This is a genomic window from Agrobacterium radiobacter, from assembly GCF_040801995.1.
Lineage (GTDB): Bacteria > Pseudomonadota > Alphaproteobacteria > Rhizobiales > Rhizobiaceae > Agrobacterium > Agrobacterium radiobacter.
The window spans coordinates 1539115-1551741 of record NZ_JBEGHX010000002.1 but is presented as its reverse complement, the minus strand read 5'-3'; the positions used below and the strand labels follow the sequence as shown (position 1 = coordinate 1551741).

The following is a 12627-nucleotide window of genomic DNA, read 5'->3' as shown; positions in this document are numbered from 1 at the left end:
TGTCACACACGCAACTGCTTTTGGCGGCCATAAAGCAGCATCAGCGCTAGCAACGTGACACCGAATATGATCTGCCGTGCCCATACATCGAGGTTGAGCGTTATCAGTACGCTTTGCAGAATGGTGAGCGCAACTGCCCCGGCCATGGTTCCGACATATCCGCCCGCACCGCCCGCAAGCGAGGTGCCTCCGATGACAACAGCGATGATCGACGGAAGCACATATTGGTCACCGACGGAGATGAAGGACGTGCCTGTGTAACCGATGACGCAGACCCCGGTCAGCCCGGCAAACAGGCCGGAAAGGCCATAAAGTAGCGTGCGGATCAGGGAGACGGGCAATCCGGTGAGCGTCGCCGCTCTCTCATTCGAGCCGATGGCATAGATGGCGAAACCGAAGGCCGTGCGGCGCAGCACGAACAGCATGATCGCGGCGATGCCCAGCCAGACGAAGAGCACGCCGGGAATGCCGAAGACGAGCGGGCGGTTGATGAAGCCCGCCAGCAGCGGTGCCGCCGCACCTGATGGAACGCCCTGCGAATAAACCACCAGACCGCCCTGAATGACCGCCGTCATGCCGAGCGTCATCACCAGCGGCGGAATACGCACGAAGGTGATGCCGAGGCCGTTGATGAGGCCGATCAGGAAAGGAATGCCGCCCGCAACGAGAATGGCAAGCGGAATGCCGGCATTCTGGCCGTTCATCATGTTGCCGGCAAGGACCGCGCCGAGCGAGATCATCGCACCAACGGAAAGATCGATGCCTTCGCGTCCGCCGAGGATGACGAGGTTCTGCCCCGCCGCGACGATGCCGAGAATGGCGGCGATCGTCAGCAACCGCACGATCTGCGAGCCCTGTGCAAAACCGGGCGAGAGCAATTCCCCGACCAGCAAAAGGAAGGCGGACGCGCCAATGGCAATGGTCAGAGGATCGGTGAGAAGGGTTTTGAGTTGCAAGCCGGGATTGGTCATATCAACGCCTCGTCACCAGAACACCGCCGGCAAGAGCCGTCAGCACGATCAACCCCTGCACCAGTGTCTGGTACTCAAAGGGCAAGCCCGCAAAGAAAATCACATTACCGATCATGCCGAGCACCAGCGCGCCGGCAATCGACCCGGTCGAACTGCCGAAGCCGCCGGAAAGTGCGGTGCCGCCCAAGACCACCGCCGAGATGGAAGAGAGCGCGAGACTTGCGCCCAGAAGCGGATCGCCCGAGGCCGTCTCGCCGGTGAGGCAGAGCGCTGCCAGCGCCGAAAACAGCCCGGAGATCATGTAGGCGCCAATGCGGATGCCGGAGAGGCGCAGGCCCGTCTGGAAGGCTCCGGTGCGATTGCCGCCGACCGCCAGGAGATGCGTGTTAAACGGAATGCGCGATACGATCAGCGTGAAGGCGATGCCGGCCACGAGCACCCACAGCACGAAGGGCACGCCGATGAAGCTGCCGGAATAGGTCTGCCAAAAGGCTTCCGGCACCGGAAGACCCGCCTGCGGCAGCACCCAGATCGCCGTCCCGGCGAAGATGATGCCTGTCGCAAAAGTCGTGACAATCGGCTGGAAACGCAGGCCGGAGATGAAGAGGCCATTGACCAGTCCACAGAGCAGCCCGACAGCCGCACCCGCCGCCATGCCGGCAAAGACGGCGCCCGTCGTACCACCCAGCGCCGCGATGACACTGACGGTGACGACATTGGCGAGCGCCACGATGCTGCCGACCGACAAATCGATATCTCCCGCCAGAATGACATAGGTCTGGCCGATGGCCACCAGGATCAGGGGCAGAAATGTGGTCAGGTTCGACTGCAGCACGGAGGGCTGAACGAAAGACGGCTGCAGAAACGTGTTGACGGCAACGAGAACGGCCAGAACCACGAGGGTGATGATCCAGGGTTGCCTGCGCAGAAAACCGGAAGAGCTCATGCGGCGTCTCCATAAGCGGCGCGGGTCATGTTTACGGATGTCATGTCGGCTCCGGTCAGTTCCGCGGAGATGCGCCCGCCATTGAAGACGAGAATGCGGTCGGCATATTCGAGGATTTCCGCATCTTCCGAGGAATAGAGAAGAATGGTCGCGCCGGCATCGGCCTGCTGCCGCATCAGCGCGAAGAGATCGGCCTTCGCGCCGAGATCGATGCCCTTGGTCGGATCATCGAGCAGCAGCAGTTTTGGTGCGGTGGCAAGCCAGCGGGAAATGAAGATCTTCTGCTGGTTGCCGCCGGACAGCGTGCCGATCGGCATATCCAGGCCGGCGAACTTCGTCTTCATGTCATCCGCGACCTTCTGCACGCGCGGCTTCAGCGTCGCGGGCCGGACCAGCCGCATCTTTTCGCGCACCATGAGGGCCGCGACGAGATTTTCAAAGATCGACCGGCCCTGAAGCGACGCGTCACGCCCGCGGTCACCCGAGACATAGGCAAAACCACTATGAACGGCCTGAGAAGGCTTGCCGATGGTGATGTCACTGCCCTCGAACCGGATTTGCCCCGTTGCAAACGGGCTGGCGCCAAACAAGCCCTTCAGCAAGGCCGATTGTCCCTGCCCCTGCAGACCGGCCAGACCGACGATTTCGCCCGGATAGGCTTCAAGACTGACGCCACGCACGCCCTCGCCCGCAACATCCGTTACCTTGAGGCTGGGGACTGCGGCGGCACGCCCCTGCTGGCGAGCCGGTGCTGCGCGGACATCGCCGACCATATCGTGCACGACGGCCTCGCGGCTGGTGGTGGCCGTATCCAGTTCGGAAATCGTCGCGCCATTGCGCATCACGGTGATGCGGTCGCAGACGGCAAAGACCTCATCGAGACGGTGGGAAATCATGATGGTGGAGACGCCGTCGGCCTTCTTGGCCCGAAGTATCTCAAAAAAGCGCTGCGACTGGCGGCCATCGAGCGCCGCCGTCGCCTCGTCCATGATCATCAGGCTGGCATTCTGGGCGAATACCTTGAGGATTTCGACTAGCTGGCGCTGATCCGGCGGCAGCGTGCCGACGATCGCATCCGGCTCCAGCCCTTCGCCAGCCACGCCTTCAAACAGCGCGATCAGTCTGCCCGCTTCGGCCTTCAGCGCCTTGCTGTCGACAAAGACGCCGCGTTTCGGCTCACGCCCTAGGAAAATATTATCAGCGACGGAAAGCTGCGGAATGAGGCTCAGTTCCTGATAAAACAGCGCGACACCGGCATTTTCGGCGTCCCGCGGGCTTTTGAAGCGCACGTCCTCACCGTTGAACCTGATGGTGCCGCTGGTCGGCGCGACCGCGCCCGCAACGATCTTGCAGAGCGTGCTCTTGCCGCAGCCATTGGCGCCCAGGAGCGCGTGAATTTCACCGCGGCCCACGGTCAGCCTGCCGTCCGAAAGCGCACGCACGGCGCCAAAATTCTTCGTTATGCCGGCCGCTTCCAAAGCGTTCGCCATCGCATGTCCCCGAATTGTGTCTGTCGCAGGCGGATGGCCAAGGCCCGGTCCGCGCTCGAATTTCTGGTTCGGGCCGGCGTTCGCCGCCGGCCCGAGACGGATATTACTTGAAGAACTCGCCCGCCTGTTCCGGCGTCACGGTTGCCGTAACGGACCAGTAGCCGGGTTTGCCTTCTGCAGTCTTGATGTTGTCGGCAAGATTGTCGTTGCTGACGAAGGGGATCGGAATGTAGATGGCGTTGCCATAGGTGCCGCCAAAAATGCCGTCCTTGAATTCCTTGCCCTGCAGCTTCAGGACAGCAACGTTGAGCGCGCTGGCCATGACGCCGGGAGGATTGACCGAAGCGCCGGAATTGAACTTTTCCTTTTCCCAACGGGTCATGAAGTCCTTGCGGATCTCACCGGTTGCGGCAATGTCCTTGGTCTTGCCGGCGGCTTCGATGGCGCGCCATGCGCCGTCTGCCATGCCGTCCTGAACCCAGACGCCGCTAATATCGGGATAGGTTGCAAGCAGGTTCTGCATGGCCTGCTGGCCCTGCGCCTGATCCCAGCTCGCATTGGCTTCGTTCAGCACCTTGATGTCAGGGTATTTCTTGAACACTTCGCGGTAACCGGCGACGCGGGCTTCGTTGGCGGGGTTGCCGGCGATGCCGTTGATGGCGACGACACTTCCCTTGCCCTTCAACGCATCAGCAAGCCATTGTGCGGACTGGGCCGCCCATGCCTTCTGGTCGATGCCGACATAGATCGCATCCTTGGAAGACACTTCCGCATCGGTGGCGATGACGAGAATGTTGCGCGCCTTGGCCTGCGCAAAGATCGGGTCGAAGGCCGTCGGGCTGCCGGGATTGATGAGGATCGCATCAACGCCCTGGTTCATGAAGTTGCGGATGTGACCGATCTGCCCCTGCACATCGACATTGCCGCTCTGAACGACGACTTCGACCTTGACGCCCTTTTCGCCCCACGCTTTTGCGGCAGCCTGAGCCTCTTCGATCATCTGCGTGCGCCATTCGCTGCCGACGAAGGAATTGGAAAGACCGATCTTGAAGCTCTGCTCCTGGGCGTGCGCGGACGTGCCGGCCGCCAGCACCAAAGCGGCGGCAGCCATCAAATGTCTAAACATGAAATTTGCTCCTCCAAGCACGGTTTTCAACTGATGAAACCGTTTACATCGGTGAATGTAACCGGTTTCATAACTGAGTCAATCCCGAGAATGATTTTTGTTGCGGCGTGCAGAAAGAAGGAAAATGACGGTTGGCAGCGTTCGAAAACCCATATGGAAGAGCGGGATAACCACGCGAGAACGGTCGTGTCATCGGGTTTTCGAGAGGCATATAACCGTTTCCGATCGGGCAGATTTTCACTCGGCTGTGGACAAGCGGGGAATTCCCACATCAAATCGCCGCTCGAGACCAGTCAGGAGAACAACCATGGAAATACTGCGCGCGGGAACACGAGCGTCCGGTAAAGGCCCGGATGCCTGGTTCACCGGTTCGGTCCGTATCGATCCGCTCTTTAACCCCTTCGATGCCGAACGGGTACAGGGTGCTCAGGTGACTTTCGAACCCGGCGCCCGCACCGCCTGGCACACCCATCCCCTCGGCCAGACCCTGATCGTAGTATCCGGCCTTGGCCGCGCGCAGCGTGAGGGCGGGCCGGTGGAGGAGATTCGCCCCGGTGATATCGTCTGGTTTGAACCGGGTGAACGACACTGGCACGGCGCCGCACCTGATGTGGCGATGACCCATATTGCGCTTCAGGAGGTCAAGGACGGCAAGGCGGTAGGCTGGATGGAGCATGTGACGGATGAGCAATACGGCGCATGACGCTGCTCCGCAGATCTGGCGGATGAACGGCCCGTAGCAGCGTGCGGGAGCGCCGGCATCCGCAGCCAATCCGCTGCGCCTGCGAGCCGGATAAGCCTGTTTGCGGGTCTGCTTCTGGTTTTGCTGCGGATCATCCGAGGTTGGAAGTGACGGACGAATTTCCTGCTCAACTTGATGGCCTGCATCACAGTACCTTCGATTATTTCTGGTCCGGCAGCCATCCTGAGAGCGGCCTTCCGAGGGACAGCATGGGATCGGAGGGTCGGCCGATCCACGACATCACGTCCATATCGGGTGTTGGCTTCGGATTTCTTACACTGATCGTCGGCGTTTACCGTTCCTGGATCACAAGGCAGGCGGCGGTCGACCGGGCAAACCGCATGCTGCGATCTCTCGGCGCGGTGAAACTATTTCACGGTGCCTTTCCGCATTTTGTCCATACGTCTGGCGGCAAGACAATCCCATGTGCAAAGTTCGACGACGGCGGCGATCTCGTCGAGACTGCGCTTCTGGTTCAGGCGCTGATCTGCGCCCGCGAGTTCTTTGGTGAGCAATCATCAGGCGAAATCGATCTGCGCCGGTCCGTTAACGACATCGTGGAGGCGGTGGTGTGGGACTGGTTTACGTAGGGAAAGCCTGGGCCCCTTTTCTAGCATTGGAGCCCCCGGTTCGGCTGGGCGAAGAACCTGCCGATTGTGGGATGGAACGAGGCACTGGTGTGTTATGTGCTTGCGGCGGAATCAGCCGCACACGCGATAGACACGGCATCTTACCACTCCGTTTGGGCGCGCAAGGGCGAAATCAGGAACGGCGAGACTTATCTCGGTGTCAGGTTGCCGCATGCCGAGCCTTTTGGAGGTCCGCTCTTCCTGTCGTAGTTTTCGTTCTGCACTCTCGATCCGCGCGGTCTGGGTGATGCCTATTGCAGCGATTTCTTCATCTGCCGCTGACGGATGAATCGCGGCTTATACAGATTGCGTCGGAACTGGTGAATAATCCGTCCGATCGCAGTACGATGGCGCAGTGGGCAACGCGAGTGGCAATGAGCAAGAATTCGCTCGCACGTCTCTTTCAGCGGGAGACCGGCCTTACCTTTGGCCGTTGGCGCCAACAGTTGCAATTAATCGTCGCAATCCGAAGCCTTGGCAGCAGGGGCGACAGTAAAGGACGTTTCGGGCGACCTCGGATATGAATCGGTGTCGGCGTTCATTACCATGTTCAAGAAGGCTCTCGGAACGTCAACATCAAGATATCTAAGAAACTTCGACCGCTAAAAGTCACGAAAACGGACGGGCAGTCCAGAGGAGATAAGCATGTTCACCCACGTCATGATCGGCAGCAACGACCTGGAGCGCGCGAGAGATTTCTACGATGCCACCTTCGTCGCTCTGGGCGGCAAGCCTGGCGAGATGGACGCCAGAGGCCGACTGATCTACGCCCATGAAGGAGGACGACTGATGATCACGACACCCATTGACGGCAAACCGGCGACCGCTGCCAACGGTGGAACAATCGGTATCGCGGCCACGACCCCCGACCATGTCCTGGCGTGGCATTCCGCAGGTGTCGCACACGGCGGAACGGCAATCGAGAGCCCGCCCACGGCACGTCCGAACGGGGTGTTCGTTGCATATCTTCGCGACCCCGACGGAAATAAACTGACTGCAAGGACGCCTCAGACGAAATGAGGCAGACAGCCCCGTACACGGTTGGTTTCATGAAATAGAGTCAATCGGTGGTGGGTCCTGATGGGAATTTAATGGGCCAGTCGATCGCGCAAGCGGGGCGTAATCCAATCCAGGAAGCATCGAACCTTCGTTGGCAATGGATCGGCTGGTCCGTAGACGACATTCACGGGTAGCGGTTCCGGCGCAAATTCCACAAGTACTTCCTGCAGGGCGCCAGAACGTAACTGGTCTGCAATCTGGTAGGAGAGCACGCGGATGATGCCGATACCCGATACGGCCGCCTGAATTGCGGCCTCTGTCGTGTTGACCGCAAGCCTTGGGCGGGGTTCGACATTGAAGGTCACCCCGTCGCGGCGGTAACGCACTTCAGGCGCGGTCGCGAAGCCCTGAAAGCTTATACCGTCGTGCCGGACGAGGTCGTCGGGGTCAAGCGGAACGCCCCGCCGGGTGAGATAGTCAGGGCTGGCGCACACGACCCGGCGGACTGCGCCAACACGTGTTACGATCAGTGCGCTATCGGTGAGATGTCCAATGCGAAGGGCGACATCAACATGTTCATCCGACAGACTTATCTGGCGGTCCGTCAGCGTCAGCCGCATATCGATTTCGGGTTGCTCCTTGAGGAATTCCAGTGCAAGTGGCAAAACGTGACGCTCGCCGAAAGTAATTGGCGCGGTTACATGCAGCCCTCCGCGCAGCGCGCCGTAGTCGCCGCTGGCCTGCCGCTCTGCCGCCTCCAGTTCCTCCAAAATACGCCGTGACGCGGCGACGTAATTTCGTCCTTCATCCGTCAAGGTCAGGCCGCGGCGCGTCCGCAGCATCAGACGGGCGCCAAGGTGCTTTTCGAGGTCGGCGACCTTGCGGCTGACGGTGGCGAGCGGGGCCTGCAAACGCCGTGCCCCCGCCGAGAGGCTGCCGGCGTCGACCACCGCGAGCAGGACTGACATCGCTTCGAACCGATCCATTCTATCCTTCCGTAAAATGAGAGGGAATCTCCCGGAATCGTAGGATACCGTATCGGTTTTGGATATCCTAGTTTTCATGATGTCGAGGGGCCTTCCCTCATTGCCAGAATAAGGAGAAAGACGTCATGCCCAATCTTTCGCGTCGTGCCTTTGCCAGCGCTCTTCCTTTTGGCCTCCTCGGGGGCGGACTGATCCATGGCGCGCAGGCCCTTGCCGCAACACCGGAACCGGTTACGACGCTGGCCAGCGTAACGCCGCTGGCGCAGATCCGCGTCGGCCGCTTTACGGTGACCGCGCTGACGGACGGCCATGCAGATATGCCCTACACCTTTTTTCCCGGCCGTGACCCGGCCGAGGTGGAACGGCAGGCAGTCGCCCAGTTCACCGCCAGGCCAAGCGGCGTGCGGTTTCTGTTCAACCAGTATCTTGTCGACGATGGCCAACGTCGCATCCTGATTGATGCAGGCGCAGCGGGCTCCATCGGGCAAACCGGCAATCTGCCGCAAGCCCTCGCCAGGCTTGGTCTGCAGCTTGATCAGATCGATGCGGTCATCGTGACGCACATGCATCAGGACCACATGGGCGGCCTGATCGCCGGCGGCAAGAACAATTACCCGAATGCGGAGGTCTATATCGATCGGCGCGACGTCAGGCATTGGACCGACCCCGCCAAGCGCAGCGGCGCACCCGAATTCCTCCAGACGAGCTTCCAGATGGCGGAAGAAGTGGTGCGCCTCTACCCCAGACTTCAGGCGATCGATGGAGAGCGTGAAATTGTACCCGGCGTAACGATTGTCGACCTGACCGGCCACACGCCCGGCCATATCGGCGTTCGGGTGGAAGATGAGGGAAAGAGCCTTATCATGGTCTCAGACATGATCTTCCCGGTCGTACATCCAGGAGCGACCGACGTGTTCTTTCTGTTCGAGCAGGACCAGGCAGCCGCCAAGGCAATGCGTGATCGCTTTTTCCCTCGCGCCGCGTCGGAAGGCGCACTGATTGCCGCCACGCACATGCCGTTTCCGGGGTTAGGCCATGTCGTTGCCGACCGTGGACAAATCCGTTGGCAGGTTGCGGATTGGGCTTTGCAAGACTGAGGCCGGTTTCGGCCGCCTGGAGAGGCAGATGGAAAATGAGAAAATATCTTGATATTGCAACAACGTCCTCCGTGGCGGCCGCACAGGATCACTATGGAAGTGCCGAGCGATGGGCGCGCATTGCCGCGCGCGGCGGCGCCGATGAGACGCCCGGAAGCCAGCGCCTCGGCCCCGCAGAAGCAGCCTTCATTCGGGAACGCGACGGTTTTTATCTCGCCAGTGTTTCAGAAACGGGCTGGCCTTACGTCCAGTACCGGGGCGGGCCGGCCGGCTTCCTCACCACACTCGACCCGACACTGCTCGGCTTTGCCGACTTTCGCGGTAACCGGCAATATATCACGACAGGCAATGTGCAGGTGAACGATCGCGTCTCGCTGTTTCTGATGGATTACGCGCATCAGCGCCGCCTGAAGATTTTCGCCCGTATGCGGATCATCGACGCAGCAGATGATCCATTGCTGGCAAAGAGGTTGACCATGCCAGACTATCCTGCCCGGGTGGAACGTCTTGTCCTCATCGCCGTGGAGGCATTCGACTGGAACTGCCCCCAGCATATAACGCCGCGCTTCACACTTGCCGAGCTGGAACGTTGGCGCATGGACTGACCAACGCCCCGTTTTCAGGGCTTCGGGAACTTTGTCGAGCCGACGGGGACGGGACATAACCCGCTTCGTCCATCCCCGCGTGCATGTAGGACGATCTGGTCAGGATTGGACTCATTGGTTTTCCGGAGTTCATGCTGCAGCCTTTGTTACGAACGGGAATTCTCTACCGTTCCCCGGACATTCGAGGGCGCATTTGTTGCCTCGTGCGACATTGAATATTGGTCATGCGCGTCTCGCCCAAGACGTTTTCAAGCGACTGTCTAAATACTGAGATAAATATTGACGATTGAGACATTGATGTGGTCTATTCTTCTTTTCGTCGTCAGGTCAAAAAGGGGAACAAAATGACCATTGACACTGCGTATCGTGAGGAAGTGACTTCATCGAGTCCGAGTGAAGTGGATGGAAAGGCCAAGAAGGCGATGCTGGGCGCCGCTATCGGTTATGCGATGGACGGGTTCGATCTGCTGATCCTCGGGTTTATGTTGAAAGCAATTTCGAGCGACCTCTCCCTGAGCCCGGGTCAGGCGGCATCGCTCGTTACCGCGACGCTCATTGGCGCCGTCATCGGGGGCGTTCTGTTTGGCATGCTCTCCGACAGACTGGGCCGTGTCAAAGTTCTGACCTGGACCATCGTACTTTTTGCCGTCTTCACTGGACTTTGCGCCCTTGCACAGGGCTATTGGGACCTTCTTTTCTACCGGACGATGGCCGGCCTCGGCCTTGGCGGTGAGTTCGGCATCGGGATGGCCTTGGTGGCCGAGGCCTGGCCGGCAAACAAACGCGCCAGAGCGTCATCCTATGTCGGTCTGGGGTGGCAACTTGGTGTCCTGGCAGCGGCGATTGTGACGCCAATGCTCTTGCCTGTGATCGGGTGGCGGGGGATGTTCGCGATCGGGATTTTCCCGGCTGTCGTTGCCTACTTCATTCGAAACTCCTTGCACGAGCCCGAGGTTTTTGTCGCAAACAAAGCCGGAAAATCTACCAAATCCTCGCTGCGACTTCTTGTAAAAGACTGGGACACCACAAAACTCAGTATCGGGATGGCTATTCTCTGCTCGGTTCAGAATTTCGGCTATTACGGCGTGATGATCTGGCTCCCGAATTATCTTGCTACCCGGTTTGGCTTTGCACTGACACAATCGGCGATCTGGACGACCGTGACGATTGCGGGGATGGCACTGGGCATTTTTATGTTTGGTCACATTGCAGACCGGATCGGTCGTCGTCCTGCCTTCTTCGGGTACATGTTCATGGCCGCTGTTATGGTCGTGATCTACTCGCAACTGACCGACCCATACGAATTGCTGGTGGCAGGTGCAGTTATGGGATTCTTCGTCAACGGAATGCTTGGCGGTTACGGCGCCCTTATCAGCGAGCTTTTTCCGACCGCGGCCCGCGCTACCGCACAAAATGTCCTCTTTAATGTCGGACGCGGTGTCGGTGGATTTGGTCCCGTCGTGGTTGGCACTATTGCTTCGTTCTACGGATTTGAACTGGCGATCGCGCTGTTGGCGACGTTGTATATTCTCGACATGGTCGCCATGTGGCTCCTGATCCCGGAACGGCGCGGACGTGAGCTTTCCTGACGATTGAGCGAGCATCAACGGCTGCAAATTCGACACCCTGCCGCAGAACGCGGCAGGGTGAACCCGACTGGCAAGCGGAGCGAAATGTTGAAATGATGCCGCCCATGCGGCGTTTTCGGCGCAACAGGAAGATGCATTGATTTTTCGCAGCATAATTTCCGCCTGCCCGTCACTGCAAGGTTCAACGGTCGTCCCATCGAGCGATTGCTTGGCGGTATTTTATCGGGGGGGGTCTAGAAGTTTAGATTTGTATAAATACCATGCAGGCATTGTGGCATGTTGCCCCGATCCTTCCGGTATGCGAACGGTATCGCTCATGTATTAGTCTTTGAAAGTTGGCGGCGGCATCAGGATGACTGACGAAACTGCATATGATGATGTAATTCGGATCGACGAGATTGGTGCGCGATTGCAGGCCTATCGTATCGGTCACGGTCTTTCGCCGGAGGAAATGGCGAAACGTCTCGGCATTTCCCGTGCCGCCCTTTATCGCGCGGAGAAAGGGGAGATTCTCAAGATAGAGCTGCTCGTCAGCATCACCAAGGTGTTGGGCGTTTCTATCCAGAGCCTCCTTGGCGTTGACATCGAATATATTGACACCGCCGGCTCCTTCTTTGAGCGCATGCGTCAGCTCGAGGAGAAGAGCGAGCAGATCATTGGTTTTTTTGGCCCGATCTCTTATCTGCTGACCTCCGAAGTCTACGATGAGATGCTTCAGGAGGTCTTCCTCGATACAGCTCCCATGGATGACGCGACCAAAGACGCAATCCGCCGGTTGATCGATACGTTGAAGGGACGAAAGAAAAACTACCGATTGCGCCGGCCTTTGCTCGTTAGCCTGATCGCCTCCTCAGATCTTGAGCGTTTCCTTCTCCATGGCCTGATTGGTCGCCAGGATTTGCCGGAAGAAGTTCAGAGGCGCCGCCGTGTCATGGCATGCCGGGAAGTGCGCCACATCAGCAGCCTGTTTCGAAAGCAGCCCCTGGGGGTGCAACTGGGGATTCTTCCGCAATCCGTCCCCTCTACCAGCTTCCAGATTTTTCGTCAGGCCGATCACTCGGTGTTGGCTATCAGTCCGTTCCGTTTGGGAGAGCAGCCAAATATTCGCGTCGGGGTCGGTCTGATAACCACCTCCCAGGACGGCGTGCGACTGCATGAGGACATTTCACGTCAAATGTGGGAGCAGGCGCTGAAGGCGACCGAAGCGGCGGACTTCATTGATAATCTGATAGCCAAATACGGTGTGGACGACGACCGGTAGGGTCGAGTGGAACCTCCGGTCTTTCGACGACGCCGCGTCCCGCGCGGCTTACTGTCGCGGAGTAGTTTGCATCAGCCATTTTGACTGACATCAGCCACTGTAGTTCTCCGGCGGCTGATGGTCTGTGGACAGATCCGGTAACTGCCGGAGCGCGCAGTTAACGGGAGAAGCCGTCCCCAAATGGAG

At 59.2% G+C, this 12627-nt stretch carries 13 protein-coding genes and 1 pseudogene; 9 read left to right on the top strand and 5 right to left on the bottom strand.

Features of this window, described 5'->3' with window-relative positions:
• Positions 1-2: 2 nt before the first annotated feature.
• The 4 genes from MRBLRC7O_RS20935 to MRBLRC7O_RS20920 form a co-directional block, all read right to left on the bottom strand.
• Positions 3-971 carry an ABC transporter permease gene (locus MRBLRC7O_RS20935; RefSeq protein WP_003504616.1) on the bottom strand — a complete coding sequence of 323 codons (969 nt, stop codon included), beginning with the start codon at positions 969-971 and terminating at the stop codon, positions 3-5.
• A gap of 1 nt (position 972) precedes the next feature.
• Positions 973-1917, bottom strand: coding sequence for an ABC transporter permease (locus MRBLRC7O_RS20930; protein ID WP_077998776.1), 945 nt, complete (start codon positions 1915-1917; stop codon positions 973-975).
• Complete coding sequence (locus tag MRBLRC7O_RS20925; RefSeq protein ID WP_077998777.1) at positions 1914-3407, bottom strand: sugar ABC transporter ATP-binding protein; 1494 nt, start codon at positions 3405-3407, stop codon at positions 1914-1916. The genes MRBLRC7O_RS20930 and MRBLRC7O_RS20925 overlap by 4 nt, the downstream gene beginning before the upstream one ends.
• A 103-nt stretch (positions 3408-3510) precedes the next feature.
• Positions 3511-4533 carry a substrate-binding domain-containing protein gene (locus MRBLRC7O_RS20920; protein ID WP_035212759.1) on the bottom strand — a complete coding sequence of 341 codons (1023 nt, stop codon included), beginning with the start codon at positions 4531-4533 and terminating at the stop codon, positions 3511-3513.
• 307 nt (positions 4534-4840) lie between these two features.
• Between MRBLRC7O_RS20920 and MRBLRC7O_RS20915 the strand changes: the two genes are divergently transcribed.
• The 5 genes and pseudogenes from MRBLRC7O_RS20915 (at position 4841) to MRBLRC7O_RS20895 (ending at position 6924) form a co-directional block, all read left to right on the top strand.
• Positions 4841-5236 (top strand): (R)-mandelonitrile lyase, encoded by a 396-nt coding sequence (locus MRBLRC7O_RS20915; RefSeq protein WP_060726714.1) that lies wholly within the window; start codon positions 4841-4843, stop codon positions 5234-5236.
• Between the two features lie 146 nt (positions 5237-5382).
• Entirely contained in the window at positions 5383-5865 is a 483-nt protein-coding gene (locus tag MRBLRC7O_RS20910; protein WP_223565235.1) for a hypothetical protein, read from the top strand.
• A 66-nt stretch (positions 5866-5931) separates the two neighbouring features.
• On the top strand, positions 5932-6114 hold the full coding sequence (locus MRBLRC7O_RS20905) for a glucoamylase family protein (RefSeq protein WP_223565234.1): 183 nt from the start codon (positions 5932-5934) through the stop codon (positions 6112-6114).
• A 56-nt stretch (positions 6115-6170) separates the two neighbouring features.
• Positions 6171-6510: pseudogene (locus tag MRBLRC7O_RS20900) on the top strand (helix-turn-helix domain-containing protein); the annotation flags it as partial.
• Between the two features lie 39 nt (positions 6511-6549).
• Positions 6550-6924, top strand: coding sequence for a VOC family protein (locus MRBLRC7O_RS20895; RefSeq protein WP_367727599.1), 375 nt, complete (start codon positions 6550-6552; stop codon positions 6922-6924).
• A 68-nt stretch (positions 6925-6992) separates the two neighbouring features.
• Here the strand turns inward: MRBLRC7O_RS20895 and MRBLRC7O_RS20890 are convergent, their stop codons facing one another.
• Positions 6993-7889: a LysR family transcriptional regulator gene (locus tag MRBLRC7O_RS20890; protein ID WP_060726712.1), complete on the bottom strand. Its 897-nt coding sequence runs from the start codon at positions 7887-7889 to the stop codon at positions 6993-6995.
• A 125-nt stretch (positions 7890-8014) separates the two neighbouring features.
• Here MRBLRC7O_RS20890 and MRBLRC7O_RS20885 point away from each other — a divergent pair, with 125 nt between their 5' ends.
• The 4 genes from MRBLRC7O_RS20885 to MRBLRC7O_RS20870 all read left to right on the top strand — a co-directional run bounded on the left by MRBLRC7O_RS20885 (position 8015) and on the right by MRBLRC7O_RS20870 (position 12441).
• Positions 8015-8986 (top strand): MBL fold metallo-hydrolase, encoded by a 972-nt coding sequence (locus MRBLRC7O_RS20885; RefSeq protein ID WP_060726711.1) that lies wholly within the window; start codon positions 8015-8017, stop codon positions 8984-8986.
• A 35-nt stretch (positions 8987-9021) separates the two neighbouring features.
• Positions 9022-9591 (top strand): pyridoxamine 5'-phosphate oxidase family protein, encoded by a 570-nt coding sequence (locus MRBLRC7O_RS20880; protein ID WP_060726710.1) that lies wholly within the window; start codon positions 9022-9024, stop codon positions 9589-9591.
• Positions 9592-9935: 344 nt separating this feature from the next.
• Positions 9936-11180, top strand: coding sequence for an MFS transporter (locus MRBLRC7O_RS20875; RefSeq protein WP_020010259.1), 1245 nt, complete (start codon positions 9936-9938; stop codon positions 11178-11180).
• A 352-nt stretch (positions 11181-11532) separates the two neighbouring features.
• Complete coding sequence (locus tag MRBLRC7O_RS20870; RefSeq protein ID WP_060726709.1) at positions 11533-12441, top strand: helix-turn-helix domain-containing protein; 909 nt, start codon at positions 11533-11535, stop codon at positions 12439-12441.
• Positions 12442-12627 lie beyond the last annotated feature (186 nt).

Bases quoted from the DNA above. Each gene is read 5' to 3' on its own strand.
- MRBLRC7O_RS20935 (WP_003504616.1), bottom strand. From the start codon at position 971: ATGACCAATCCCGGCTTGCAACTCAAAACCCTTCTCACCGATCCTCTG.
- MRBLRC7O_RS20930 (WP_077998776.1), bottom strand. From the start codon at position 1,917: ATGAGCTCTTCCGGTTTTCTGCGCAGGCAACCCTGGATCATCACCCTC.
- MRBLRC7O_RS20925 (WP_077998777.1), bottom strand. From the start codon at position 3,407: ATGGCGAACGCTTTGGAAGCGGCCGGCATAACGAAGAATTTTGGCGCC.
- MRBLRC7O_RS20920 (WP_035212759.1), bottom strand. From the start codon at position 4,533: ATGTTTAGACATTTGATGGCTGCCGCCGCTTTGGTGCTGGCGGCCGGC.
- MRBLRC7O_RS20915 (WP_060726714.1), top strand. From the start codon at position 4,841: ATGGAAATACTGCGCGCGGGAACACGAGCGTCCGGTAAAGGCCCGGAT.
- MRBLRC7O_RS20895 (WP_367727599.1), top strand. From the start codon at position 6,550: ATGTTCACCCACGTCATGATCGGCAGCAACGACCTGGAGCGCGCGAGA.
- MRBLRC7O_RS20890 (WP_060726712.1), bottom strand. From the start codon at position 7,889: ATGGATCGGTTCGAAGCGATGTCAGTCCTGCTCGCGGTGGTCGACGCC.
- MRBLRC7O_RS20885 (WP_060726711.1), top strand. From the start codon at position 8,015: ATGCCCAATCTTTCGCGTCGTGCCTTTGCCAGCGCTCTTCCTTTTGGC.
- MRBLRC7O_RS20880 (WP_060726710.1), top strand. From the start codon at position 9,022: ATGAGAAAATATCTTGATATTGCAACAACGTCCTCCGTGGCGGCCGCA.
- MRBLRC7O_RS20875 (WP_020010259.1), top strand. From the start codon at position 9,936: ATGACCATTGACACTGCGTATCGTGAGGAAGTGACTTCATCGAGTCCG.
- MRBLRC7O_RS20870 (WP_060726709.1), top strand. From the start codon at position 11,533: ATGACTGACGAAACTGCATATGATGATGTAATTCGGATCGACGAGATT.